The organism is Herbaspirillum sp. GW821-FHT09A12 (genome assembly GCF_059418325.1).
Map to the genome: position 1 here is coordinate 765518 of NZ_JBWKPR010000002.1, position 25972 is coordinate 791489.

Annotated in this window: 26 protein-coding genes and 1 pseudogene; 5 read left to right on the plus strand and 22 right to left on the minus strand. The window is 62.7% G+C overall.

Going from position 1 to position 25972, the window contains the following annotated elements; all coding sequences use genetic code 11:
• Positions 1-71: 71 nt before the first annotated feature.
• Positions 72-833 carry an NADPH-dependent F420 reductase gene (locus tag AC07N6_RS08470; RefSeq protein WP_494779869.1) on the minus strand — a complete coding sequence of 254 codons (762 nt, stop codon included), beginning with the start codon at positions 831-833 and terminating at the stop codon, positions 72-74.
• Positions 834-930: 97 nt separating this feature from the next.
• On the opposite strand from AC07N6_RS08470, the gene AC07N6_RS08475 reads away from it, so the two are divergent.
• Positions 931-1293: a winged helix-turn-helix transcriptional regulator gene (locus tag AC07N6_RS08475; RefSeq protein ID WP_494779870.1), complete on the plus strand. Its 363-nt coding sequence runs from the start codon at positions 931-933 to the stop codon at positions 1291-1293.
• A gap of 68 nt (positions 1294-1361) precedes the next feature.
• Here AC07N6_RS08475 and AC07N6_RS08480 read toward each other — a convergent pair.
• From AC07N6_RS08480 to AC07N6_RS08510, 7 genes and pseudogenes are all read right to left on the minus strand, one after another.
• Positions 1362-1586: pseudogene (locus tag AC07N6_RS08480) on the minus strand (site-specific integrase); the annotation flags it as partial.
• A gap of 68 nt (positions 1587-1654) precedes the next feature.
• Positions 1655-2599, minus strand: coding sequence for a nucleotidyl transferase AbiEii/AbiGii toxin family protein (locus AC07N6_RS08485; protein ID WP_494779871.1), 945 nt, complete (start codon positions 2597-2599; stop codon positions 1655-1657).
• On the minus strand, positions 2592-3203 hold the full coding sequence (locus AC07N6_RS08490) for a hypothetical protein (protein ID WP_494779872.1): 612 nt from the start codon (positions 3201-3203) through the stop codon (positions 2592-2594). The genes AC07N6_RS08485 and AC07N6_RS08490 overlap by 8 nt, the downstream gene beginning before the upstream one ends.
• A gap of 282 nt (positions 3204-3485) precedes the next feature.
• Entirely contained in the window at positions 3486-5078 is a 1593-nt protein-coding gene (gene guaA, locus AC07N6_RS08495; protein WP_494779873.1) for a glutamine-hydrolyzing GMP synthase, read from the minus strand.
• 119 nt (positions 5079-5197) lie between these two features.
• Complete coding sequence (guaB, locus tag AC07N6_RS08500) at positions 5198-6667, minus strand: IMP dehydrogenase (RefSeq protein WP_494779874.1); 1470 nt, start codon at positions 6665-6667, stop codon at positions 5198-5200.
• Positions 6668-6837: 170 nt separating this feature from the next.
• On the minus strand, positions 6838-7134 hold the full coding sequence (locus AC07N6_RS08505) for an RnfH family protein (protein WP_494779875.1): 297 nt from the start codon (positions 7132-7134) through the stop codon (positions 6838-6840).
• Positions 7127-7558: a type II toxin-antitoxin system RatA family toxin gene (locus AC07N6_RS08510; RefSeq protein ID WP_494779876.1), complete on the minus strand. Its 432-nt coding sequence runs from the start codon at positions 7556-7558 to the stop codon at positions 7127-7129. Before AC07N6_RS08510 ends, AC07N6_RS08505 begins: the two co-directional genes overlap by 8 nt.
• 67 nt (positions 7559-7625) lie before the next feature.
• On the opposite strand from AC07N6_RS08510, the gene smpB reads away from it, so the two are divergent.
• Positions 7626-8075, plus strand: a complete 450-nt coding sequence (gene smpB, locus AC07N6_RS08515; protein WP_050466870.1) for an SsrA-binding protein SmpB — start codon at positions 7626-7628, stop codon at positions 8073-8075.
• Between the two features lie 58 nt (positions 8076-8133).
• Here smpB and AC07N6_RS08520 read toward each other — a convergent pair whose 3' ends face one another.
• Positions 8134-9732 (minus strand): glycosyltransferase family 9 protein, encoded by a 1599-nt coding sequence (locus AC07N6_RS08520; protein WP_494779877.1) that lies wholly within the window; start codon positions 9730-9732, stop codon positions 8134-8136.
• A 51-nt stretch (positions 9733-9783) separates the two neighbouring features.
• Positions 9784-10470 (minus strand): hypothetical protein, encoded by a 687-nt coding sequence (locus AC07N6_RS08525; RefSeq protein WP_494779878.1) that lies wholly within the window; start codon positions 10468-10470, stop codon positions 9784-9786.
• A 401-nt stretch (positions 10471-10871) separates the two neighbouring features.
• Between AC07N6_RS08525 and AC07N6_RS08530 the strand changes: the two genes are divergently transcribed.
• Both AC07N6_RS08530 and AC07N6_RS08535 read left to right on the plus strand, forming a co-directional pair.
• A complete protein-coding gene (locus AC07N6_RS08530) occupies positions 10872-11561 on the plus strand; it encodes a response regulator transcription factor (RefSeq protein ID WP_141915283.1) in 690 nt (229 codons plus the stop codon).
• Position 11562: 1 nt separating this feature from the next.
• Positions 11563-12996: an ATP-binding protein gene (locus AC07N6_RS08535; RefSeq protein ID WP_494779879.1), complete on the plus strand. Its 1434-nt coding sequence runs from the start codon at positions 11563-11565 to the stop codon at positions 12994-12996.
• A gap of 87 nt (positions 12997-13083) precedes the next feature.
• On the opposite strand, the gene AC07N6_RS08540 is transcribed toward AC07N6_RS08535, so the two are convergent.
• The 4 genes from AC07N6_RS08540 to ppsA form a co-directional block, all read right to left on the minus strand.
• Positions 13084-14349, minus strand: coding sequence for a serine hydrolase domain-containing protein (locus AC07N6_RS08540; RefSeq protein WP_494779880.1), 1266 nt, complete (start codon positions 14347-14349; stop codon positions 13084-13086).
• A 116-nt stretch (positions 14350-14465) separates the two neighbouring features.
• Positions 14466-15380, minus strand: coding sequence for an SPFH domain-containing protein (locus tag AC07N6_RS08545; protein ID WP_494779881.1), 915 nt, complete (start codon positions 15378-15380; stop codon positions 14466-14468).
• A 30-nt stretch (positions 15381-15410) separates the two neighbouring features.
• Positions 15411-15845 (minus strand): NfeD family protein, encoded by a 435-nt coding sequence (locus AC07N6_RS08550; protein WP_494779882.1) that lies wholly within the window; start codon positions 15843-15845, stop codon positions 15411-15413.
• Between the two features lie 190 nt (positions 15846-16035).
• Positions 16036-18393, minus strand: coding sequence for a phosphoenolpyruvate synthase (gene ppsA, locus AC07N6_RS08555; protein WP_494779883.1), 2358 nt, complete (start codon positions 18391-18393; stop codon positions 16036-16038).
• A 364-nt stretch (positions 18394-18757) separates the two neighbouring features.
• Here ppsA and ppsR point away from each other — a divergent pair, with 364 nt between their 5' ends.
• The gene (gene ppsR / locus AC07N6_RS08560) at positions 18758-19612 is read left to right on the plus strand and encodes a posphoenolpyruvate synthetase regulatory kinase/phosphorylase PpsR (RefSeq protein WP_494779884.1); all 855 of its coding nucleotides are present in this window, start codon (positions 18758-18760) and stop codon (positions 19610-19612) included.
• Positions 19613-19648: 36 nt separating this feature from the next.
• Here ppsR and AC07N6_RS08565 read toward each other — a convergent pair whose 3' ends face one another.
• The 8 genes from AC07N6_RS08565 to AC07N6_RS08600 form a co-directional block, all read right to left on the minus strand.
• Complete coding sequence (locus tag AC07N6_RS08565) at positions 19649-20122, minus strand: DUF6314 family protein (RefSeq protein WP_494779885.1); 474 nt, start codon at positions 20120-20122, stop codon at positions 19649-19651.
• Positions 20123-20130: 8 nt separating this feature from the next.
• Positions 20131-20922, minus strand: coding sequence for a TrmH family RNA methyltransferase (locus AC07N6_RS08570; protein WP_494779886.1), 792 nt, complete (start codon positions 20920-20922; stop codon positions 20131-20133).
• A gap of 10 nt (positions 20923-20932) precedes the next feature.
• A complete protein-coding gene (gene rnhB, locus AC07N6_RS08575) occupies positions 20933-21556 on the minus strand; it encodes a ribonuclease HII (protein ID WP_494779887.1) in 624 nt (207 codons plus the stop codon).
• A 46-nt stretch (positions 21557-21602) separates the two neighbouring features.
• Positions 21603-22778, minus strand: coding sequence for a lipid-A-disaccharide synthase (gene lpxB / locus AC07N6_RS08580; RefSeq protein ID WP_494779888.1), 1176 nt, complete (start codon positions 22776-22778; stop codon positions 21603-21605).
• Complete coding sequence (lpxA, locus tag AC07N6_RS08585; RefSeq protein ID WP_494779889.1) at positions 22762-23550, minus strand: acyl-ACP--UDP-N-acetylglucosamine O-acyltransferase; 789 nt, start codon at positions 23548-23550, stop codon at positions 22762-22764. Before lpxA ends, lpxB begins: the two co-directional genes overlap by 17 nt.
• Positions 23551-23730: 180 nt before the next feature.
• Positions 23731-24213, minus strand: a complete 483-nt coding sequence (gene fabZ, locus AC07N6_RS08590; RefSeq protein ID WP_050466884.1) for a 3-hydroxyacyl-ACP dehydratase FabZ — start codon at positions 24211-24213, stop codon at positions 23731-23733.
• Positions 24206-25273, minus strand: a complete 1068-nt coding sequence (gene lpxD, locus AC07N6_RS08595) for a UDP-3-O-(3-hydroxymyristoyl)glucosamine N-acyltransferase (protein ID WP_494779890.1) — start codon at positions 25271-25273, stop codon at positions 24206-24208. The genes fabZ and lpxD overlap by 8 nt, the downstream gene beginning before the upstream one ends.
• A gap of 143 nt (positions 25274-25416) precedes the next feature.
• Positions 25417-25890, minus strand: coding sequence for an OmpH/Skp family outer membrane protein (locus AC07N6_RS08600; RefSeq protein ID WP_494780266.1), 474 nt, complete (start codon positions 25888-25890; stop codon positions 25417-25419).
• Between the last annotated feature and the right edge of the window lie 82 nt (positions 25891-25972).

Below are 25972 nucleotides of genomic sequence, written 5' to 3' on the forward strand. Positions count from 1 at the left end.
GACTACACAAAGGAACGGACGATATGCATCAGGCACATGCATGGACTGCGCGATCTCCGCGGAAATTCCGATCAGGTTGTCTGCCCGTTGGCAACAACATTGGTTGCGCGGTTCGCGGCGACGATATCGGCATGCGTGGGGTTGGCGCCCAGCTTGGCGTAGAACTCCAGCATCCGATCACGGATCGGGGCGGCGACGCCGGGAACCGCCGTGGCGAGCGCCTTGCGCATGGCGTCGGCATCGAAGTCGCAACAATACGCAGGAGTCGCTGGCTGCTGCCGCCAGGATTCTTCGAGTGAACCCGCATCGACGGCATCGAAGCCCGTCTGATTCACAAGCGCCATCACAATTTCCTTGGCGCGCTGGTCATTCCCAGCCACAGCGGCCGCAAGACGGCCACGCGTCCCCTCCGGCTGCCCCAGTTCTGCGAGCGTGTACGTCAGGACGTTGTTGAACGCCTTAATGACAGGGCGACCGATTTGCCGGGCCACCCACACGCTCTCTGGCATGCCCTCGTCGATCTCGGAGATGTGCGGGTCGCGCATGTCCGGGTAGTAATTGCCGGTGTCGATGATGACGGCATCGGCCGCTACCGAGTCGAACAAGTTCCGTGGCAGCGCCTGCACGGCGGGGAACGGAATCGACAGAATGACGACGTTGGCACCATCGACCGCGCCGTAAACATCTGCGGCTTGCGCGCCAACCTCATCGGCAATCTGGCGAACGCCATCCAGGCCGCGAGAGTTGGCGACGCGGACTTCATGGCCTGCCGCACTCAGCTTGCGTGCCAGAGACGCGCCAATGTTCCCTGTTCCGATGATTCCAATTTTCATAGTTCTGTCCTCAATCACTCATGATGCATGCATTTTAGATGGCTTATGAGATAATGGTAAGTACCAACCAAAAAGTAAGTAACGCACCGAGAAGAATATGTCACTAGAGCGTGAGTGGAATTGCGAAGATCCCAAAAAGCGGCTGGAGTGGGCCGAGGCGACGACGGAGGCCCTGCGGGTTCTTGAGGGCAAGTGGAAGATCGTCATCATCTGCCAGCTGTTTGCCGCAAAAGGGCCGTTGCGCTTCTCCAATCTGGAGAGGCTGATTGCTGACATCAACCAGAAGATGCTGACTCAGCAACTCAAACAGTTGGAAAAAGACGGCATCGTGCGGCGAACGGTGTACCCGCAGGTACCGCCGAAGGTGGAGTACGAACTTAGCGATATGGGATATGCGCTTGGGCCGTCAATGCAGGCCTTGATCGAGTGGGCCGAAATGCGGCGAAAAGTTGCCAACTAGCCGTACATACACTGCTGGGCGGCGTGTCGGGGGGGCCTGTAATAACAGATCCTGATTTTACGCGGCATCAACCGGTCTTTCGGGATTGTCCAGAGCGCCGCATCGAAGTCGCCCTCCTCCCACGTGGCCAGGATGAATTCCGACTTACGCACCATCGTAAGGAGCATGAACCTGATCGCCAGAAGCAGCGTGGGCAAGCCAGGCGTCCGCTCCAGCGCCTTAAAGAACACGTGGATCTCAGCGGGCGTCAGTACCCGATCGCGAGGCTTGAATCTGGCAATGGCCTCCCATCGCGGTGGGGACATAAGGCACGTGCAGCATCGCGCAAGATCCTCAATGAATACGCTACGTCCGTGGCGTCTCACATTACGTCGATGTATTGATGAATCCGAGCCACCAGCGCATCGAAATCAGGCTGGCCCTGGTAATACAGCGCTTGCGTCTTGCGGTATTCCAACGCGAAGCGCTCGCGTTGTACAGCGTCAGCAAAGACAAAGGCCTGGTTTCGTGCAATCACCTGCTCATCGCCGCTCCGAAAGCGCTGCGCCTTACGCTCCTGGTAGGCCGGTTCCCGTATGAATGCCTGCACCTCCTCCAAACCCAGAAGGCAGTACACGTCATAGTAGTGCCGCAGAAAATTGCCCGGAAACGCCTCCGACTCACCCAAGCGACGGTACTTGGTGGAAATTGTCTGAAGCTTCTCGACGAAAGTGTGCGTCGGCGCATAGCAAGGTACCGCTACTGCACGGTTGTCGAACATGTCTACGCCTCGATCTCTGGCAACATCGAAAGCCCATGATGAGATCGTGACAGCTCGATTGGGCGCCGTGTCGTCAAATCCAAGCTCCAACAAAATTCCATCCTTGACACCTGCCAATGCCGATACGCGCGGCGTGTAGATCAAGCGGATGCCGGCGCTGCGCATCTTGTCGTCGTCAAATTGCGTGTCGCGCTCAACGCTGCCGATGCCCGGGATACGGATACGCGCCGCCAGTTCGTCGTAATACGTACGGCGCGAAAGGACGTGCGCTGGCTTGTCTTGATTGCGCCCCGTCTTCACATCCATGTCGGCGGGCGGCTCGATGCGGATGTCGATGTCCTCGGAAAAACGGTGGATGACGCCAAAGCCCTTCGAGAGCGACGTCCCTCCTTTTAGTTCGAACTGGAAGCCCTGTGCCTGCAAACCCCACAGGCAATGCATGATCCAGTAGTCCTTCTCGACCAACATGGGATCAAGCCCCCGCTCGTCAGCGACAAGCGCAAGCAACTGATCAAAGTCCTTCCGCGCGTGCAGGAAATCAGGCACTCATCCACTCCCGCAGGCGCTTGCGCGTCGCCACATTGCCAAAACTGTCGGCAGCCCGCTGCAGCCGGACTGAGTCGAACGAGGACAGCTTGCTGCGCGCTTGGCGCAAAACGGCATCACGATCCTCGGCCAACTCTTCAAGGTTGTTTAGCAGATCGACATACAGAAACTCGGGGGTCAGCTTCTTCGGGAAGCGCGGCTTCATTCGGAAGTCGAACTGCCGGTTGCCAAGTTGGAAAACACCATGGCGCTTGTGGTTGTAGACCAGCGTGCGGTTATAGAGCTGAGTGGTACCAAGACCCACGGCGTTGTAGGCCGAGGGTGAAAACACCAGAAAATCCTTGTCACGAAGAAAGCCCCCCACCACTTGGTCATCAGTTGGCGGCAGCGGGCCAAAGCTGGACTGCTTCGGCGCGTGGTAGAGGCCCTGCGCAAGTTTTTTCAGCTTTCCTGTGGCTACCAGCTCACGGAGATGCCTATCCACTGCGGTGGACAGATGTGCCAGATCCTCGCGTCGATAGACACGACCGGCTTGCAACTCATCCGCAAGATGAGCTGCGGCCCCTCGGAGGGGCTCAACGGCAGATAGAGCGGCGACAGGCATGTCTGATTTCTCATTGAAGTTTCATGCATTTTATCGCATTCTGCCGACTACGTCAGCCGCAAGTATGGGCGCGCCAGCACTGCGACTCCGACACGTTGTGCATCTACACCGCCGGGATGCCTTCCCCTGCTTGGCGGGTGATGTATCTCCGGCTGCTTTCCGCAGCTTTCCGTCTCAATTCCAGTGCCGCACTGGGGCGATGGCGTTGGGATAATCCCGCGTGCGGCGGCTGTGCGGTCGGATAACGGCTCTCAGCCTTTTGCCAGCTTGTAGGATTCCTCCTCACTCCCACTCAATCGTCGCCGGCGGCTTGCCCGAGATGTCGTAGACAACGCGGTTCAGGCCGCGCACTTCGTTGATGATGCGGTTGGACACGCGGCCCAGCAGCTCGTGCGGCAGGTGCGCCCAGTGCGCGGTCATGAAGTCCTGGGTCTGCACCGCGCGCAGCGCCACCACGTATTCGTAGGTGCGGCCGTCGCCCATCACGCCCACCGACTTGACCGGCAGGAAGACTGCGAACGCCTGACTGGTCTTTTCGTACCAGCTCAGGCCGTCTTCGTCCTTGGTGTTGCGCAGCTCTTCGATGAAGATGGCATCGGCGCGGCGCAGCAGGTCGGCGTATTCCTTCTTCACTTCGCCCAGGATGCGCACGCCCAGGCCGGGGCCCGGGAACGGGTGGCGGTACACCATCTCCGGCGGCAGGCCCAGCGCCACGCCCAGTTCGCGCACTTCGTCCTTGAACAGTTCGCGCAGCGGCTCCAGCAGCTTCAGGTTCAGGGTTTCCGGCAGGCCGCCGACGTTGTGGTGGCTCTTGATGGTGTGGGCGGTCTTCTTGCCCTTGCCGGCGCTTTCGATCACGTCCGGGTAGATCGTGCCTTGGGCCAGCCACTTGGCGCTCTTGAGCTTGCCCGATTCGGCCTGGAACACTTCGACGAACTCGCGGCCGATGATCTTGCGCTTGGCTTCGGGGTCGGTCACGCCGGCCAGGTGGCCCATGAACTGGTCGGTGGCGTCCACGTGGATCACCTTCACGCCCAGGTTCTTGCCGAACATTTCCATGACCATCTTGCCTTCGTCCAGGCGCAGCAGGCCGTGGTCGACGAACACGCAGGTCAGTTGGTCGCCGATGGCTCGGTGGATCAGGGCCGCCGCCACGCTGCTGTCGACGCCGCCCGAGAGGCCGAGGATGACTTCATCGCTGCCGACTTGCTGGCGGATGGATTCGACCGCCTCGGCGATATAGTCGGGCATGTTCCAGTCCGATTTGCAGCCGCAGATGTCGAGCACGAAGCGGCTCAGCAAGGCCTTGCCTTGCAGCGTGTGCGTGACTTCCGGGTGGAATTGCACGGCGTAGAAACGGCGCTCTTCATCGGCCATGCCGGCGATCGGGCAGTTGCCGGTGGAAGCCATCAGCTTGAAGCCGGCCGGCATTTCGTTGACCTTGTCGCCGTGGCTCATCCACACCTTCAACATGCCGTGGCCTTCGGCGGTGGTGAAGTCGGCGATGTCTTTGAGCAAGGCCGTATGCCCATGCGCGCGCACTTCGGCGTAACCGAATTCGCGCAGTTTGCCGTTTTCAACCTTGCCGCCCAGTTGCTGGGCCATGGTCTGCATGCCGTAGCAGATGCCCAGCACCGGCACGCCCAGTTCGAACACCGCCTGCGGCGCGCGCGGGGTGTCGCCGTCGGTGACGCTGTTGGGGCCGCCGGAGAGGATCACGCCGGCCGCGCCGTAGTTGCGTACGAACTCGTCGCTCACGTCATGCGGAAAAACCTCGGAAAACACGCCGGCTTCGCGCACGCGACGCGCGATCAGCTGGGTAACCTGGGAACCGAAGTCGAGGATCAGAATTTTCGAGTGCGAATGCGTAGACATGGCGATGGGAGATAGCTGCGTTGATGGATGAAATGGCAGTGACGGCTGCGACAAAAATTCAACAGCCCGGCAGTCCGGCATCTTGCCTGCGGACTGTCGGGCTGTGGCCGCACCGGGGATTACTCGGCGCGGTAGTTCGGGGCTTCCTTGGTGATCTGCACGTCGTGCACATGCGACTCGCGCATGCCGGCCGCGGTGATCTCGACGAACTCCGCCTTTTCGCGGAAATCGTCGATGCTGCCGCAACCGCAGTAGCCCATGGAGGAGCGCACGCCGCCCACCAGCTGGTACAGGATCGCGACCACCGAGCCCTTGTAGGCGACGCGGCCTTCGATGCCTTCGGGCACGAACTTGTCGGCGGTGTTGTCGCCGTCCTGGAAGTAGCGGTCGGCCGAACCGTCGGCCATCGCGCCCAGCGAACCCATGCCGCGGTAGGACTTGTAGCTGCGGCCCTGGTACAGGATCACTTCTCCCGGCGCCTCTTCGGTGCCGGCGAACATGCTGCCCATCATCACGGCCGATGCGCCGGCGGCCAGCGCCTTGGCGACGTCGCCCGAGAAGCGGATGCCGCCGTCGGCGATGACCGGAACGCCGGTGCCCTTCAAGGCGTCGGCCACGTTGGCGATGGCCGAGATTTGCGGCACGCCGACGCCGGCCACGATACGGGTGGTGCAGATGGAACCGGGACCGATGCCCACCTTGACGGCATCGGCGCCATGCTCGACCAGCGCCTTGGCGGCAGCCGCGGTGGCGATGTTGCCGCCGATCACTTCGACGTGCGGGAATTTGGTCTTGACCCACTTGACGCGGTTCAACACGCCGGCCGAGTGGCCGTGGGCGGTATCGACCACCAGGACGTCCACGCCGGCCGCCACCAGCAGCTCGATGCGCTCGTCATTGTCCGGGCCGACGCCGACTGCCGCGCCCACGCGCAGCTTGCCATGCTCGTCCTTGCAGGCGAAGGGGTGTTCGGTCGACTTCTCGATGTCTTTCACGGTGATCAGGCCGCGCAGCTCGAACGCGTCATTGACCACCATCACGCGCTCCAGGCGGTGCTTGTTCATCAGGCGCTTGGCTTCTTCCGGATCGGCGCTGGCGCCGTTTTCCTTGACGTAGACCAGCTTCTCGCGCGGGGTCATCTTGGCGCGCACTTCGGCGTCCAGCTCCTTTTCGAAGCGCAGGTCGCGGTTGGTGATGATGCCCAGCAGGCTCTTTCCTTCGACCACCGGGAAACCGCTGATGCCATGCTGCTTGGACAGCGCGATGACGTCGCGGATCTTCATGGTCGGCGGGATGGTGATCGGGTCGCGCACCACGCCAGATTCGAAACGCTTGACCTTGGAAACCTCGCGCGCCTGTTCCTTCGGCGTCAGGTTCTTGTGGATGATGCCGATGCCGCCTTCTTGCGCCATGGCAATGGCCAGGCGGGCTTCCGTCACGGTATCCATCGCCGCGGAGACCAGCGGAATGTTCAGCGTGATGTTGCGCGTCAGGCGCGTGGTGAGCGAAGTATCTTTGGGAAGGATGTCCGAGAAGGCCGGGACGAGCAGCACGTCATCGAACGTGAGTGCTTTTTGGAGAAGACGCATAGTGTTTCCTATAGGCGCAAAAGCGAATTATACAGAAAAGTTTTGCGTGCGTCGCGCGACAGTTGCGTTTTGCCGTCCGGCCTGTGGCAAACAGGCCGGATCCGTTGAAATTCAGGCAAGCATCGCCTGCGATGCGTATGGGGGCCGGCCAGTGCGAGGTCGGGGGCATGTCAGCGCTGCGCCTTGTGCGCCACCCGGCGACGGCGTGAATCCTTGGGGTCGGCGATCAGCGGGCGGTAAATCTCGATCCTGTCCTGCGCCCGCAGCGGCGTGTCCAGCGCCTTGAGCTTGCCGAAGATGCCGACGCGGCATACGGTCAGGTCGATCGCCGGCTGCTCGCGCAGCAGGCCGCTGTCCATGATGGCTTGCTGTATCGTGCAGCCCTCGTCCACTTCGACCTCTTTCAAGACCTGCAAACCGGGGCCGGCGTAACAGATCTGCACTTGCAAACGGGTCGGCTCAGCCATATATCTGTTCGGCGCGCTTGCAGAAGGAATCGACGAAGCTGTTGGCGATCATGCTGAACACCGGGCCGATGACGCCTTCGAGGAGTCGACTGGAGAATTCATACTCCATGTCGAATTCGATCTTGCAGGCGTCTTCGCGCAAGGGCTTGAAATGCCAGCGCCCTTCGAAATGCTTGAATGGCCCCTCCACCAGGCGCATGGTCATGCTGGTGGGACGCACATTGGTATTTTGGGTGCTGAATGACTGTTTCAGCCCGTGGTAATTGATCTTCAGCTTGGCCGTCAGGCTGTGTTCGCCGCGCTCGGCCACTTCCACTCCCCCGCACCAGGGCAGAAATTGCGGGTAGTTCTCGACCTGATCCACCAGGTTGAACATCTGCTCCGCGCTATAGTTGATCAAGACGGTTTTGTGTACGACTGCCATCGAGGGTGATCCGTTTGATAAAATCGCAAAGTAATAATTTTAAACCGACGGGACGAGTTTTCCTTAGATGAGCATAGTTGACAACAAAAAAGCCTTTTTCGATTACTTCATCGAGGAGCGATTCGAAGCGGGCATCGTCCTGCAAGGTTGGGAAGTCAAATCGATACGCGCCGGCCGCGTGCAACTGAAAGAAGCCTATGTGATCGTGCGCAACGGCGAGGTATTCCTGTTCGGCGCGCACATCAGCGCCCTGACCAGCACCTCCACCCATGTGCACCCTGAAACCCTGCGCACCCGCAAGTTGCTGCTGAATGCGGCCGAGATCAGCAAGCTGATCGGCAAGGTGGAACGCTCCGGCTATACCCTGGTGCCATTGAACCTGCATTACAGCAAAGGACGCGTCAAATGCGACATCGGCCTGGCCAAGGGCAAGAAGCAGCACGACAAGCGCGAGACCGAGAAGCAGCGCGACAGCCAGCGTGAAATCCAGTCCGCCATGAAACAGCATCGGCGCTGACCTGACCGCCGCTTCCGGCAAAAAAATAACGGCTGCCTGGTGCAGCCGTTTTCATTGGTCAATTGCCTGATCTGTCCCCGGCAGCAAGCGCACGCACGGCCGCGGCGACCTCTTCGAGCACATTGTCCCAATTGCCGCGCTCCCGCTGGCGAAACAGCCGCATGCGCGGATACCAGGCGCTGCGATCGGGCTGCAGCCCCCAGCGCCATTCGCCTTCCAGCCGCAGCATCAGCCATACCGGCATGCCCAGCGCGCCGGCCAGGTGGGTCACCGCGCTGTCTACGCTGATCACCAGATCGAGATTGGCCAGCAGCGCCGCCGTATCGCTCCAATCCTGCAATGGAAAGGCCTGAAGATTTTGCAGCGTATCGACGTACTGCCTGTCCGATGCCGGAACCGACTGCTGCAGGCAAATGAAATCGGCCCCGGCGTCCAGCATCGGCTTGAGCTGCGCCAGCGCCAGGTCGCGCGTATGGTTGACGATGCCATATTGCCGCCCGGCCCAGGCAATGCCGATGCGTGGACGCCGCGGCAAGCCGTCGCGCCGGCCCAGCCGCGCCGCCCAATGCGCCACATGCCCCGGGTCAGCAGCCAGATAGGGCGGCAGCGGGCCTTGCGCCGGATCCGGCCTGCCCAGCAGCAACGGCAGGCTGAGCAAAGGCGCATGCACGTCGTGGGGAGGCAGCGCCTTGTCGTTTCCGGTAAAACTGCAGGCCGGAAATGCAGGCTGCAGCAGCGGCAGCAATGCCGGCGGCACGCAGACGATGACTTGTTGCGCCCACCGCGCCACGTCTGGAATATAGCGGGCAAATTGCAGCGAATCGCCCAGCCCCTGTTCGGCCCACAGCAGCACCGTCTTGCCGGCAAGTTCCATCCCCGCTTGCCATGGCGGGCTGGCGCTGCGCAGGTCGGCACGGCGGATCTGCGCGATCGAGCGCCTGGCCTCATGCTCGCGCCAGCCTTCCTCGTAACGGCCCGCCATCAACAGCAAATGGCTGCGCGCCACGCGCGCCTCGGCAAAGCCGGGATGCCGGGAGATAGCCTGTTCATAGCACGACAGCGCATCGCCAAAACGCCCCATCTGGCGCAACACGTTACCGCGATTGAACTGGACCAGCGCCATGTCGGCGCCGCTGTCGAGCGCCCCTTGGCACTCGTAGCAGGCCAGCGCCTGCTCATGGCGATTCAGCCGGAGCAGGATATCGGCGCGCAGGTTGAGGATGGAAAAATCGGCGGGGAAAGCTGCTGCTGCGGGGGCAATCGCTTCCAGCGCGAGTTCCGGCAGCTCAAGCTTGAACAGCGCTTCCGCCTTGCGGATGCCGGCCTCCAGGGATGGGGATGAAGATGATTCGGCCTGCAGGCGGTCGCATTGCCCGACCAGCGCCTGCAATGCCTGCGTGCGCGCAGCCGTGGCATCCGCCAGCGCCGGGCTAAGCGCCAGGCAAGCCTCGTAACTGGCGACTGCGGCCTCGAAATCTCCAGCCTGTTCTTGCAGGCGCCCGCGTTGCATCAGGAGGGGGAGGAATTCCGGCTCGATGGCCAGGCCTGCGGCCACCTTTTCCAGGGCCGGCCCATGCATGCCGGCGCCGCCCAGCGCGATGGCGTCGCACATCAGGGACATCAACTGCGCCAGCCTGGCCGCATCCAGATTATTCATGCGGCCAACTTAGCACGGGGCCGACAAACGCAAACCGCGACGACGACGGCTTTACGCCGTCGTATCGATCAGGTTGCCGGCGCTCTTGCCATCGGCCAGCTTGCTCTGCAAGCTTTGCAGGAAGCTCGATAGCGACGTGCTGTCGCCGGACACGCCCAGCGAGCTGAGCAGGCTGCTAAAGCTGCTTTCCAATGAAGATAGGCTGCTGTCGGAACTGGAAGCGCCATCCGACTCGTCGCTGCCGCTGAGCTTGGAGATGAGGTTCTTGAGATCGGCTTCAAGCCCGCCGCCCGGCGGCGGCGGACGGCCTGCCGGCGTATAGGAGGATGAGGCAGTCGAGGTCGTCGCATCGGTCGCCGTATCGCTGCCGTCCGAACTGGCATCGCTGCCCGATGGCGGCTCGCCGCTGCCCTGCGCATGCAGCGCCGCCATCAGTTGCTGCAGGAAGGCATCCAGCTTGGTGTCGACGCTGCCGGTGGCGGCCGATGTTGCGGAGGTGAGCGAATAGGAACTGGTGGCACTGGTGGCGGCGGCATCGCTGTCCAGGTCGATGCCCAGCGATTCCAGCACATCCTTGAGGGCGCCCAGCAGGCCGCCGCCCTTGCCGCCTCCGGGCGGCGGCGGAGGCGGCGGCATGTCCATGCGCGTGGAGGCGCTGGACGTGGCGGAACTGGCGCTTGCCAGCCCGCTCAGGTCGGCGATGGTGTAATTGCTGCTCGATACGCTGCTGATGGTCATGATGGACTCCGTCTTGTATTTGCGATGCCGGTGCATCGCCCCCGTCGATATGGCAAAAGTATCCACCAGCGCAGCATGTTAAGTTCGCGCCGATCGGGTAAAACGGAGTAAAGTTTTGTCAGGCGCGGTCGGGCTGCCCATTCGTTGCCGCGGGCGCCGGGATTTTTCCCGCAAAAACGATGCGGCAATGGCAATATTCGCCGGCCGCATTCCTTGCGATATTGAAATAAAGGAATCCGAGCATGGGCGCTCAAAAATGTTCGCCAGCACCGGGTAAATGAATGTAAAGATGCAATTGTAAAGACGTTCTGAAACACCTCTGCAAAACCTTTTACGGCATATTAGCGACTGCCGACGTCCCGCGGCATTAATGCAGGGCAACTAAAGAATGGAATGCAGCAATGTCTAAAGTGCTTTTGATCGATGACGATGTCGAGCTGGTCGATATGCTCAAGGAATACCTCGAGCAGGAAAAATTTGAAGTCAATGTCGCCTATGACGGTGAAGCCGGCGCTGCCGAGGCCTTGACCGGCCAATACGCCATCGCCGTGCTGGACGTGATGATGCCGCGCCTGAACGGGGTCGACACCTTGCGCCGCATCCGCGCCAAGAGCAGCATGCCGGTGGTGATGCTGACCGCCAAGGGCGACGACACCGACCGCATCATCGGCCTTGAACTGGGCGCTGACGATTACGTTCCCAAGCCCTGCACGCCCCGTGAAATCGCCGCCCGCATCCGCGCCATCCTGCGCCGCGCCACGGCCGACAACACCGAGCAATCGCCCTACTCCCCGCTGGCCGTCGGCGCCTTGTCGATGTGGCCGGAACAACGCCGCGCGACCTGGTCCGGCCGCCCGCTGGAACTGACCAGCAGCGAATTCAACCTGCTCGAGGTGCTGGCGCGCAATGCCGGCAAGCCGGTGAGCAAGCAGCACCTGTCCGAACAAGGCCTGGGCCGTCCGCTGGCCCGCTTCGACCGCAACATTGACGTGCATCTCTCCAGCATCCGCCAGAAGATCGCCGCGCTGGGCAGCGACAAGAGCTGCATCCAGACCGTCTACCGACTGGGCTATCAGTTCATCAAGGAATAAAGTGGGTCGGTTATTCTGGAAGTTCTTCTTCTTCATCGCCATCGCCCAGATCACCGCCACCTTCGGCGTGGGCGTGCTGTTCTGGATCGAAAATCTGGAGCGCAATAACCGCACTTCCGAGATCGACCTCAGCCCCCCGGCCTCCTTCATGATCCGTTCGGCCGCCGCCACCCTGCAGTTCGGCGGCACCGAAGCCTTGCGCAGCCTGATCAACGAAGGCCGCGAGCATCGCCTGAAGTTGTATGCGGTCGATGAAGAGATGAAGGACCTGATGGGCCGCGAAGTCTCGCCCAAGCTGGTGGAAGAAGCGCGCGCCGTGCTCAAGACCGAAAAAGAGCGGCGCGTGGTCGAACTGGTGAAGGCCGCCAATGGCCATAGCTACCTGCTGTTCATCCCCGCCCCGCCCGAAGAATTCATCGGTCCCGGCGGCCCTGGCGGCCCCGAACCTGGCGGACGCGAGCCGCGCCACATGCGCGAGCGCGGGCCGCAGCCCTTGTTCTTCCCGAGCATGCCGATCGTGGTGGCGCTGCTGGCCAGCATGGTGTTCGCCCTGTTGCTGGCCTGGTATTTCTCCTACCCGATCCGCCACCTTAAAAACGCCTTTGCCCAGGCCGCTTCCGGCAACCTGGACCTGGAACTCGAACCTGTCATGAGTTCGCGCAGCGACGAACTGGCCGACCTCGGGCGCGACTTCGACGCCATGACCGCCAAGCTGCGCACGCTGATGGAGAGCCAGCGCCGCTTGCTGCATGACGTCTCGCATGAGCTGCGCTCGCCGATTGCCCGGCTGCAGGTCGCCATCGGCCTGGCCAGGGTGCAGGACAAGGACAAGCTGGAGATCACGCTGGAACGCATCGAGCGCGAAAGCGTGCGCATGGACAAGCTGGTGGGCGAGCTGCTGACGCTGTCACGGCTGGAAGCCAACGTGCCCGGCTCGATGGAAGAAAACATCGCAATCCAGCCGATGCTGGCCGACATGATCAACGACGCCAGTTTCGAGGCCAGCGCCAACGGCAAGCATATCGAGGGCCAGATCGATTGCCCGGTGGAGGTCAAGGGCAATCCGGAACTGCTCTATCGCGCCATCGAGAACGTGCTGCGCAACGCCATCAAGCACACCGCGCCCGATACCACGGTACAAATCCATACCCAGGTCGATGAGATCAACAAGCTGCTGCATCTATCGATTCTCGACCGCGGCCCCGGCGTGCCGGAAGACGAACTGAACAGCATCTTCGAACTGTTCTTCCGCAGCAGCCGCACCAAGAGCAACAGCTCAGGCCATGGCCTGGGGCTCTCCATCGCGCGGCGCATCGTCGAAGCCCACAACGGTTTCATCCGCGCCGCCAACCGCAAGGATGGCGGCCTGCGCGTGGATATCACCCTGCCCTTCATGGCGGATGCGCCGGCCAAAGGGCAGACGCTGGACGCCTGACGGCGCGCGCTCCGCAGGCAATGGCGATAACGGCCCGGCCGGCATCGATGCCGGCCGGGCCGTTTTTCTTGGCGGGGAGTTGCCGTCTTACCTGGCCTGCTCCGGATCCGGCCGGCCGATGATGGCCGCCATCAAGCCGCGCTGTACCGCGACCTGGAAGGCTTGCAGCTCGGCCACGGCCTTTTCGGGCGGATAGGCGATCGGCAGGCGATTGAACAGCACGGCCCACGACCAGCCGTCTTCACGCGCCTGCAGGTAGGCATAAGTGCCGGTGGTCAGCGCGCCGCTGTGCGAGAGGATGGTGACCCCATTCATCCTGGTGACCACCCAGCCCAGCCCATTGTTATTGTCCGGCATGGCCGGATTGCGCTGCATCATCAATGCCACCGTTTGCGGCTTGAGCAGCGCAGGCGACTTGCCGCGCCCCAGGGCGGCATCGGCGAAGCGCACCAGGTCGCCCGCGGTCGCCGCCCAGCCGCCGTGCGCATCCATGGACTGGAGATGGAAACCGAAATACGAGCCGGGGCCGGTGCCGCCGCTGCCGTCCTGGTCGGGTACCGGCGGCCAGCGCGGGTCATCGTAATAAACCGCCTCGTTGGCCACGCGCTGCATGCGCTTGTCTGCCGCGATCACCGCGCTGCCGGCACCCGCCGGCTCCAGCACCAGCTCGCGCACCGCCTGTGCATAAGGCTTGCCGCTCTTGTGTTCGATGATGCGGCCGAGGATGTTGTAACCGAAATTGCTGTAATGGACTTCGGTGCCGGGCGCCGCGTCCAGCAAGCGGTGCTTCAGCATGAAGGCGATGACGGTGCGCGCCGGGGCCGGCGCCGGCACGTTCATCGTGCGCGCGATCTCGACCAGGTCGTATTGCGGATCGTAGTCGCCCGCGCCCCAGCCCGCGGTATGTTGCAACAATTCACGCAACGTCACTTTCAGCACGCGCGGGTCGAGCGGATCGGCGAACTCGGGATAGGCGGCGTCGGGCAGCAAGCCGTCCGGGCCGAATACGCGCCGGTCCAGCGCTTGCGGCAACTCATCCTCGAACAGCTTGAGCAGCGCCACCGCCGTGATCGGCTTGGAGACGCTGGCGATGCGAAACACCGTCAGCGGCGTCGCCGGCGTGTTGCTTTCCGTCACCGCCATGCCGTAGCCGCGCTGGTAGACCAATTCCCCCTTGTAGGCGATGGCGATGCTGGCGCCGGGGATCGGGTATTGGGCCAGCAAGCGGCCCATCTGCCCGTCCACCCGCGCCGCCAGGGCCTCATCATCCTGCTGCTGCGGCTGCTGCTGTGACAGCTGCGACTGGGCATGGGCCGGCAGGCATGCGCCTGCCGCAAATAATGCGATGGACACGGCTGCCGGCAGCAAATGACGGATACGGCGAATACGGCGGATATGGCTGGACCTCGTGGCTTCCTGCGTTGCCCGACTCCTGCCGGCCGATATCCGCGATAGTGCAAACGACAGCATCACTTCGGCTGGCTCTTGACCACTTGCAGCGCTGCCGCGATCAGTCCGCTCATGTCGGACAGGTTGGCCGGCACGATGATGGAATTGTTGGTCTTGGCCAACTGGCCGAAAGCCGTCACGTATTGCTCGGCCACCTTCAGGTTCACCGCATCCGATCCGCCCGGCGACTGGATCGCCGCCGCGGTCTTGCGGATCGCTTCGGCGCTGGCTTCGGCAATCGCCAGGATCGCAGCGGCCTGGCCCTGGGCGCGGTTAATCGAGGCCTGCTTTTCGCCTTCCGACCTGGCGATGGCCGCTTCGCGCTCGCCGGTGGCGATGTTGATCTGCTCCTGCTTGCGGCCTTCGGAGGCGGCGATCAGCGCGCGCTTCTCGCGCTCGGCGGTGATCTGGGCCTGCATCGCGTGCAGGATTTCCTTGGGCGGGGTGAGATCCTTGATCTCATAACGCAGCACCTTCACGCCCCAGTTCTCGGCCGACTCGTCGATGGCGCTGACGATGGCGGTATTGATGTGGTCGCGCTCCTCGAAGGTCTTGTCCAGTTCCATCTTGCCGATCACCGAACGCAGCGTGGTCTGCGCCAGCTGCGTAATCGCCGCGATGTAATTGGACGAGCCGTAGGACGCGCGCATCGGATCGGTGATCTGGAAATACAGGATGCCGTCCACCTGCAGCTGGGTGTTGTCCCTGGTGATGCAGACCTGCGGCGGCACGTCCAGCGGGATTTCCTTGAGGATGTGCTTGTAGGCCACGCGGTCGATGAACGGCACCACGATGTTCAGGCCCGGCGCCAGCGTGGCGTGGTATTTGCCCAGGCGCTCCACCACCCAGGCATGCTGTTGCGGAACTACCTTGACCGTCTGCACGACGAACACGATGGCGATAAAGAAAATGACCAGGGTTACGCTTCCCAGCATGGAGTTCTCCTTCAGTGGTTCAAAAATGGATCAGCGCGGCGCGACGATGAGCCGGCTGCCGCGGATTTCGCGGATGACATATGTGCCGGGCAAAGGATGGTGCCCGGCTTCCAGTTCAATATCCCATTGGGCGCCGCGATAAGGCACGCGCGCCACATGGAGCTCGCCGTGCGCATCCCAGGCGGCCACTTCCACGGTTTGGCCGATGTCGAGGATGACGTTGGGATCGGCATTGGCGTTGCGCTTGCGCAGGCGGCCGAAACGGCTGCGGCGCAACAGCAGCACCGCGGCAATGCCGACCGCGGCGGCCGCCAGCAACTGCCATTCGAGCAGCGCGTCGCCCAGCGCGACCAGGCCGCCGGCTGCCAGGCCGAGGGCAATCATCAGCAGATAAAAGGTCCCGGAGAACAGTTCGGCGGCAATCAGTGCGCCCGCTGCCACGAACCAGATGGCCCAGTCGGTCATGTGCGTTTCCTCCATGAAGATGCGTCGGTTTTCCCTCCGACAAGGGCGGCATCAGTCTACCCCACAATAGTGCACGCAAAAACAAAGGCGCGGACATTTCTGTCCGCGCCTTCGAATTTGCTTCACGTCTATCTCGTATTGTGCGCCTGCCGGCGGCGCCCGAGGCCGCCGGCGACGATGCGCAATACGCTTACTTCTTGCCGGCCAGCGCCTGCCAGGTGTCGATGACCGTGTCCGGGTTCAGCGAGATCGACTCGATGCCCTGGTCCATCAGCCACTGCGCAAAGTCCGGGTGGTCCGACGGGCCCTGGCCGCAGATGCCAACGTACTTGCCCTTGGCGCGGCAAGTCGAAATCACCTTGGTCAGCAAGGCCTGCAGGGCCGGATCGCGCTCGTCGAAGTCGGCCGCCAGCAGTTCCATGCCGGAGTCGCGGTCCAGGCCCAGGGTCAGTTGGGTCAGGTCGTTGGAACCGATCGAGAAGCCGTCGAAGTGTTCCAGGAACTGCTCGGCCAGGATGGCGTTGGACGGCACTTCGCACATCATGATCACGCGCAGGCCGTTCTCGCCGCGCTTCAAGCCATTCTTGCCGAGCAGGCCGATGACCTTCTCCGCCTGGCCCAGGGTGCGCACGAACGGCACCATGATTTCGACGTTGGTCAGGCCCATGTCGTTACGCACGCGCTTCATGGCCAGGCATTCCATTTCGAACGCTTCGGCAAAATCCGCCGCCAGGTAGCGGGCGGCGCCGCGGAAGCCCAGCATCGGGTTTTCCTCGTCCGGCTCGTAGCGCGAACCGCCGATGAGCTTCTTGTACTCGTTCGACTTGAAGTCGGACAGGCGCACGATCACCGTCTTGGGCCAGAAGGCGGCGGCGATGGTGGCGATGCCTTCGGCCAGCTTGTCGACGTAGAAGGCCCTGGGCGATGCGTGGCCACGCGCCACCGATTCCACCGCCTTCTTCAGGTCGGCGTCGATGTTCGGGTATTCCAGGATCGCCTTCGGGTGCACGCCGATGTTGTTGTTGATGATGAATTCCAGGCGCGCCAGGCCGACGCCGCCGTTGGGGATCGACTGGAAGTCGAACGCCAGTTGCGGGTTGCCCACGTTCATCATCACCTTCAGCGGAATCTCGGGCAATTCGCCGCGCGCCACTTCGGTGATTTCGGTTTCCAGCAGGCCGTCATAGATCTTGCCTTCGTCGCCTTCGGCGCAGGACACGGTCACCAGCGTGCCGTCCTTCAACACATCGGTGGCGTCGCCGCAGCCGACTACCGCCGGCACGCCCAGTTCACGGGCGATGATCGCCGCGTGGCAGGTACGGCCGCCGCGGTTGGTGACGATCGCCGCGGCGCGCTTCATCACCGGCTCCCAGTTGGGGTCGGTCATGTCGGCCACCAGCACGTCGCCCGGCTGCACGCGTTCCATCTCGGCCGGGTCGCTGATCACGCGCACCGGACCGGCGCCGATCTTCTGGCCGATCGCGCGGCCGGTCGCCAGCACCGTGCCGGAACCCTTGAGTTTGAAACGTTGCTGGGCGTCGGTTGCCTTTTGCTGCGACTTCACGGTTTCCGGACGGGCCTGCAGGATGTACAGCTTGCCGTCGCGGCCGTCCTTGCCCCATTCGATGTCCATCGGGCGGCCATAGTGCTTCTCGATGATGGTGGCGTACTTGGCCAGCTCGACCACTTCGGCATCGTCCAGCGAATAGCGGTTGCGCAGTTCGACCGGCACATCGACGGTCTTGACCGAGCGGCCGGCCTTGGCTTCGCCGGTGAATTCCATCTTGATCAGCTTGGAGCCGAGGTTGCGGCGGATCACCGGCTGCTTGCCCAGTTCCAGCATCGGCTTGTGGACGTAGTACTCGTCCGGGTTGACGGCGCCCTGCACCACCGTTTCGCCCAGGCCATAGCTGGAGGTGATGAAGACCACATCCTTGAAGCCCGATTCGGTATCGATGGTAAACATCACGCCGGCCGCGCCCACATCCGAACGCACCATGCGCTGCACGCCGGCCGACAGTGCCACTTCGGCGTGGGTGAAGCCCTTGTGCACGCGGTACGAGATCGCGCGGTCGTTATACAGGGAGGCGAACACGTGCTTCATCGCTTCCAGCACGTTGTCGATGCCCACCACATTGAGGAAGGTCTCTTGCTGGCCCGCAAAGGAGGCGTCCGGCAAGTCTTCCGCCGTGGCGGAAGAACGCACGGCGAACGACATCTCGCTGGTGGAGTCGGCCACCAGCCGGTCGTAGAAGGCGCGGATCTCCTGGTCCAGGCGCGGCTGGAACGGGGTATCGACAATCCATTGGCGGATGTCGGCGCCGGCTTGCGCCAGCGAGCGCACGTCATCGATATCCAGCCCTTCCAGGCGCGTGGCGATACGCTTGGCCAGTGTCGGGCCACCGTCGGCGCTGTGCTCGAGGAAATCGCGGAAGGCTTGCGCAGTGGTGGCAAAACCGCCCGGCACGCGAACGCCCGCGCCGGCCAGCTGGCTGATCATTTCACCCAGCGATGCGTTTTTGCCGCCGACGGACTCGACGTCCGTCATGCGAAGAGTTTCAAACGAGGCTACGTATACTGCCCCCTGGGTATTTGCTGCGTTGGACATGACAACCCCTAGCTTGATGATAAGAAATCTTCGCGGGCGCAGCATGCGTCTGTTGATTTTTGTTATTCTGCGACGATGGCGGCAACAGTGGCGGCATGAGAGACGAACCCAGGGACCGGAAGCAACGCGCGCATGCGCCGAGGACGTTTGCCAATGCAAACATCGCAAGATACTCGGTCAAATTACGCAGGCGATGGATGGTCATTCAGGATGGGCTGCTCGATCAGTTGCCGGGCATTGTACCGCGTGAAACCATTTTTGTTCATCGCAGCACCCTTTTTTTATCTTTATTTCCGACAACATTATGCTCGATCCCATGCCTCTCCCGCGCTCGGCGCCTGCCATTGCCGCCAACCGCACCGTGTTCTTCGTTTCCGACGGCACCGGGATCACCGCTGAAACGCTCGGGCATTCGGTACTGAGCCAGTTCGAGCTGCGCTTCAAGCAGGTGCGCCTGCCCTTTATCGATACCGTCGACAAGGCCCACGACGCCACCCGCAAGATCAATGAGGCATCCCAGGTCGACGGCAAGCTGCCGATCGTCTTTTCGACCCTGGTGAAGTCCGAACTGTCGGCCGTGATCCGCAACGCCAAGGCGATGCACATGGACCTGTTCCAGACCTTTGTCGAACCGCTGGAGCAGGAACTGGGGCTGAAATCCACCCACACCATCGGCCGCAGCCACAATACCGCCGATTCGGAGGAATACAAGAACCGCATCGAGGCCATCAACTTCTCGCTGGCGCACGATGACGGCCAGTCCAACAAGAACCTGTCGGAAGCGGATGTGGTCCTGGTGGGCGTGTCGCGCTCGGGCAAGACGCCTACCAGCCTGTACCTGGCGATGCAGTTCGGCATCAAGGCGGCCAACTATCCGCTGATCCCGGAAGACTTCGAACGCGACAAGCTCCCCAGCGGCCTGGTGGTGCACAAGAAAAAGATCTTCGGCCTGACCATCGCGCCGGAACGCCTGGCCGAGGTGCGCAATGAACGCCGCCCCGGCAGCAAATACGCCGCACTGGAAAATTGCCGCTATGAAATCAATGAGGCGGAAAAGATGATGCGCCGCGAAGGCATCCGCTGGATGTCGTCGACCGCCAAGTCGATCGAAGAGATCGCGGCGACGATCCTGCAGGAAATCAAGCCGGAACCGCGCTGACGCCCGCTGCCGAGCATTCCTGCCTGCGAGGAAATATCAGGCGCGCCGGTATTCGGTCAGCAGGCGTGCATGTTTTTTCGGGCCGCGGATGAAGGTTTCCATCGTGAAGTGCCCTTCGCCATGCAATGTGTAGGCGGCCGTATAGCAATCCGGCCCGCAAATATGCTCGGCCGCCGGCGCCAGGAGATGTCCCTTCAACACATACTGCTGGTATGGCACGCCCACCCGCTCGCCATCGGCAAAGAAAACCTGCACCGCATCCTCCCCGAACCGGTATTCGAATACACGGGTAAAGGGAATCGGCCGGCCTTGCAGTTGCAATGGCAGCATGCGCAAGTTGCCGTGTTCACGGTACAGCAGTTGCCCCGCCTCCGCCGTCGCCGTGAATGAACATGCGCCATCGGCCTCGGCTTGCGGCGCATCCTGCGCGCCCCGGATGGTGCGGCTGAAATGCCAGTTCCCGCGGAAAAAACCGAACAGGCCGGGGATATCGCCGGGCAACGAATCCATGGCCCCGCTCAGCGACCGGCAGTGCGTTGCCGCACCTGCTCAAAAAAGCACACGGCCGCCGCCGCCGCCACGTTGAGCGACTCCATCTGGCCCAGGTGCGGAATCGTCACTTCCTGCGAAGCCATCTCCATCAACTGCGGCGATACGCCCTGCCCTTCATGGCCGAACAGCCAGGCGGCCGCGCCGGCCAGATCGCACTGGTAGATGGTCTGGGCCGCATGCGAACTGGTGGCCAGCACCGGGATCTTGCTATCGGCGCACAAGCGCTCAAGGTCGGCGTTCTCGTAGATATCCAGCACGAAGTGCGCGCCCATGCCGGCCCGCAGGACTTTGGGCGACCATGCGGCGGCGGTGCCGGCCGAGCAGAATATCTGGCCGATGCCGGCCGCCGCGGCGCTGCGCAGCACCGAGCCGAGGTTGCCCGGATCCTGCAAGCCGTCCAGCAGCACCGCCGACTGCTCCAGCGTCGGCGGCGCTTCGGGATGGGGCGTGGCGACCAGCAACAGCAGGCCGACGCCGTTTTCCACCTGGCTGAGCGCGCCATACAGGTTGTCGTTCAGAACCAGGCATTGCGTCCGGCTGCGTTCGCATTCAGCCAGGATGGGGGCGACTTCCGGATGCTGCTGCGCGCTTTCCGCCACCACGTATAACTGGGGCGCGCCCCGATGCTGCAGCCAGGCTTGCGCCAGATGCACGCCGTCCAGCAACGTCTGTCCGGCGCGGCGCCGCGCCTGGCTGCTGGCGGCCAGTTGCTTGAGTTCCTTGTACAGCGGGTTGTCTTTGGAGGTGATGAGTTTCATGCGATCGGCCTCAAGCGCGCTCTTGCGCCGCCAACAGGGCCTTGACCGGGGCATAGGAACGGCGATGCACCGGCGAGACGCCATGCAGGCGCAGGCGTTCCAGATGCAAGGCGGTCGGATAGCCCTTGTGGCGGTCGAAGCCGTAGTGCGGATAGGTATCGTGCAACACCATCAGCGCCGCATCGCGCGCGGTCTTGGCCAGGATGGATGCCGCCGAGATCGCCGGCACCTTGTCGTCGCCCTTGACGATGGCTTCGCTGCGGATGCTCATGACCGGGCAACGGTTGCCGTCGATCAGCGCCAGCGTGGGCTGCGTGGCGAGGCTTTCGACCGCGCGCCGCATGGCCAGCATGCTGGCGTGCAGGATATTGAGTTCGTCGATTTCCTGTTCGTTGCAGGAAGCAATGGCCCAGGCGATGGCCTTGGCCTTGATCTCCAGCGCCAGGCTGTCGCGCGCGGTTTCGCTGAGCTTCTTGGAGTCGCGCAATCCCGGGATCGGGCGCGCCGGATCGAGGATCACGGCGGCCGCGAACACCGGGCCGGCCAGCGGGCCGCGGCCAGCCTCGTCGACACCGCACATGATCTCGCCGGCGTAATCGAACAGGGACAACGTCTGAGGCGCCGCTTTGGGCATGATGGTCTTCTTTCTTTAAAACAATGAGGCGGCATGCGCCGCCTTGCTATCTGGCGCGGGCGCCGATCACTTCACACACGGCGTTGGCGCTTTCCCGGCTGGTATCGCGCAGCAGCGCATGGTGCATGTCGGTAAAGCGGCGCACCAGCCGCTGCTGCTGCGCATGGTCGTCCAGTTGACGCCACATGGCGTCGGCCAGCGCTTGCGGCGTGGCGTCGTGCTGCAGCAGCTCCGGCACCAGAAACTCGCGCGCCAGGATGTTGGGCAGCCCGACCCATGGCTGATACCCCATATGGCGCATGATCTGGTACGAGGCCCACATGACCTTGTAGGAAATCACCATCGGCTTCTTGTACAAGGCCACTTCCAGCGATGCCGTGCCAGAGGCCACCAGCACCGCATCGGCCGCTTCCATGGCCGAATGCGACTGGCCGGAAACGACCTTGACATCGAGGTCTTCATAGCCGCCCAGGCGGATCTGCTCCAGGAAGACGGCCATCTGCCGCTCGCCCGCCATGGGGGTGACGAACTGCAGGCTGGCTTCGCGTTGCCGCAGCAACCGCGCCGCCGCCAGGAAACCGTCGCCGTTCTGCTTCAACTCGCCCATGCGGCTGCCCGGCAAGATCGCCACCACGCGCGCATCCTGCTTCAGCCCCAGCCGCGCCCGCGCCGCCGGCATGTCGGGCTGCATCGGGATCACTTCGGCCAGCGGATGGCCGACATAGGTCACCGGGATGCCTGCGTTGCGGTAAATGCTTTCCTCGAAAGGAAAGATCACCAGCATGTGCGACACCGCGCGCGCGATCTTCTTGATGCGCCAGCCGCGCCAGGCCCAGATCTGGGGGCCGATGAAATGGATGGTGGGAATGCCCGCCTTGCGCAGTTGCTCTTCCAGGCCCAGGTTGAAGCCCGGGTAATCGACGCCGACGAAGACATCCGGCCGCTCGGCCAGCAGCCGCTCGCGCAGCGCCTGCTGGATACCCTTGATTTCGCGATAGCGGGGAATGACTTCGAACAGGCCGCGCACGGTCAGCTTGTCCATCGGCCAGTCGCTGGTGAAGCCTTGCGCCATCATGTGTTCGCCGCCGATGCCGTGCAAGCGCACATCCGGCAGGCGTTCGCGCAGGCCGGCCAGCAGGCGGCTGCCCAGCAAGTCGCCGGAGCTCTCTCCGGCCACCAGGGCGATCGATTGCTTGCGCGTCAGTTCAGCGGATGATGCCACGGGACGAGGCTTCGATGAATTCGCGCAGCAGGCGGATATGTCCGGCCGATGCAGCCGATTTGGCCTCCATGCTCGCCAGTTCCCCCTTGGCTTCATCCAGCGGCAGGTTGGAACGGTAAATCACCTTGTAAGCGCGCTTGATCTCCATGATCTGCTCGCTGGTGAAACCGCGCCGCTTCAGGCCTTCGCTGTTGATGCCGGCCGGCACCGCGCGATTGCCCGCGGCGGTGACGAAAGGCGGCACGTCCTGGCTGACGGCGGCGGTGAAGGCGGTCATCGCATGCGCGCCGATATGGCAGAACTGGTGCACGGTGGTGAAACCGCCCAGGAACACGTAATCGCCGAGATGGACATGGCCGGCCAGCGTGGCGTTATTGGCCAGGATGATGTTGTTGGCCAGCTGGCAGTCATGCGCCAGGTGGACATAGGCCATGATCCAGTTGTCGTTGCCGATGCGGGTGGCGCCGGCGTCCTGCACCGTGCCGCGGTTGAAGGTGACGAATTCGCGGATGGTGTTGCGGTCGCCGATCTCGACCGTGGTGGGTTCGCCCGCGTATTTCTTGTCTTGCGGCGCGGCGCCGATGGAGCCGAACTGGAAAATCTCGTTGTCGCGGCCGATGGTGGTATGCCCTTCGATGACCACATGGGCGCCGATGCGGGTACCCGCGCCGATGCGCACATCGGGGCCGATCACGGCATACGGGCCGACCTCGACCGAGGAATCGAGCTGGGCGCCCGGTGCAATCACTGCGGTAGGATGAATCTTCGACATATCCTGTTATTCGCTTGATGTTCGCTTGATGTTCGCTTGAGGGCTTGCGATATCGCAATGCCCAATGAATCAGGCCCGGCGGGATCGTATCCGATCGCCGGCCGGGCCCTCCATGCTCGGTTTGGCGGCCCTCGCAGATCCGGTTCGTGGACTCCCGGCGACGGGGCCACCAACAAGCTCTTAGGCGCTCTGGCTGGCGTCGGCGGCGCTGCGCATGGTGCACATCAGGTCGGCTTCGACCGCCACCTGTCCGTCCACCGAGGCAACCGCCGTGTACTTCCAGATGCCGCGCGCACGGCGGGTAATCTCGACTTGCATCTTCAACTGGTCGCCCGGCTCCACCGGACGCTTGAAACGGGCGTTATCGATGCCGACGAAATAGACCACGGTGTTTTCATCGGGCTTGCGGCCTTCGGTCAGGAAGGACAGCAGCGCGGCAGTCTGCGCCAGCGCCTCGATCATCAGCACGCCGGGCATGACCGGCTTGTGCGGGAAGTGACCGTTGAAGAACTCTTCATTGACGGTCACGTTCTTGATGGCGGTAATGGTCTTGCCGCTTTCCCAATCCAGCACGCGGTCCACCAGCAGCAGCGGGTAACGGTGCGGCAGGTACTGTTTGATCTCGTTGATATCGAGGACTTTTTTGATATCGGGACTATTCATTCTCTTCTTGATTCTCTGAATTGGCTGTAAGCGATTTGAGCGTTTTCTCCAACGCCCGGATTTTCTCACGCATCGTGCCCAGATTGCGCACCAGGGCGGCAGATTTTTCCCAGTCGCGATGCTCGGTGATGGGGTAGAAGCCGGTGTATTGCCCCGGCTCCAGGATCGAGCGCAGCGCCAGCGTGCCGGCCGAAACATGCACCCGGTCGACGATGGTGATATGGCCGTGGATCATGGCCGCGCCGCCGATCGAGCAATATTTGCCGATCCTGGCGCTGCCGGCGATGCCGGCGCAGGCGGCAATCGCGGTATGCGCGCCGATGTGGCAGTTATGGGCGATCTGGATCTGGTTGTCGAGCTTGACGCCCTCTTCGATCACGGTGTCGGCCAGCGCGCCGCGGTCGATGGTGGTGTTGGCGCCGATTTCGACATCGTCGCCGATCATCACGCGCCCGACCTGCGGGATCTTGATCCACTGCCCCGCTTCGTTGGCAAAACCGAAACCATCGGCGCCGATGACCGCGCCCGAATGCACGATGCCGCGCGCGCCGATTTCACAGGCGTGATGCAGCGTGGCGCGCGCATGGAAATGCGTATCGTCGCCGACTTTGGCGTTGCGGCCGATGAAGCTGCCGGCGTCGATGCGCGCACGCTCGCCGATCACCGCCCCGGCTTCGACTACCGCCAGCGGACCGATCACGGCGCTGGCGGCCACCTGGGCCGCCGGGTCGACCACCGCGCCGGGATGGATGCCGGCCGGCGGCAGCGCCTCGTCCAGGCGCTGGAACAACTGCGCCGCGCGGGCGAAATAGGCGTAAGGGTTCTTCGTGACGATGCGCGCCCCGGCGTAGGACTGGACTTGGGCATCGTCGGCCTCGGACAGGATCAGCGCAGCAGCCTGCGTCTGGTCGGCCTGGGCCCGGAATTTGGGATTGGAAAGGAACGTGATATGGGAGGCGCCGGCGGCGTCCAGCGGTGCGATGCCCTGGACTTCAATGTCCGCATCGCCCTTCAACTGTCCGCCCAAGCGCTCGACCAATTGTTCCAGCCGAATACTCATCTTGGCCTTCTGAATGATATGCGTTGCATGGAAAACACCAGCGCCGCTGTCCGGCATCGAATTTGCGCGGACAAACGGAACACCAATTGGCATGCGGGCGCGAAGGCGTCTCCGCCATCGCGCCCGCATCCATGGCCAGCCGATTACTTTGCCAGTTCTTTCAGCACTTTGTCGGTGATGTCGATACGCTTGCTGGCGTACACGGCTTCCTGGAACACGATGTCGTACTTTTCAGCTTCGGCGATCTGGCGGATCACCTTGTTGGTGCGCTCCAGAACCACCGCCAGTTCCTCATTGCGGCGCTGGTTCAGGTCTTCGCGGAACTCGCGCTGCTTGCGCTGGAATTCCTTGTCCAGGTCGGACAGGTCGCGCTGACGCTTGGCGCGATCCGAATCCGACAGCACGGAGGTGTCCTTGTCCAGCTTGTCCGACTGCGCCTTCAGGCGTGCCGCCATGTCTTGCAGTTCGCGGTCGCGCTTGGCGAACTCTTGCTCCAGCTTGGTTTGCGCAGCCTTGGCCGGCGCGGCTTCGCGGAAGATGCGCTCGGTGCTGACAAAGGCGATCTTCGAGCTTTCCTGCGCGTGCGCAACGGAAGCACTCATCAGGCCGACAGCCATCACGATGGCTTGCAGGGACAGAAACGATTTGGTAATGAACTTCAAGGTTGTTCTCCGTATTACAAAATTCAATGATGCCCGC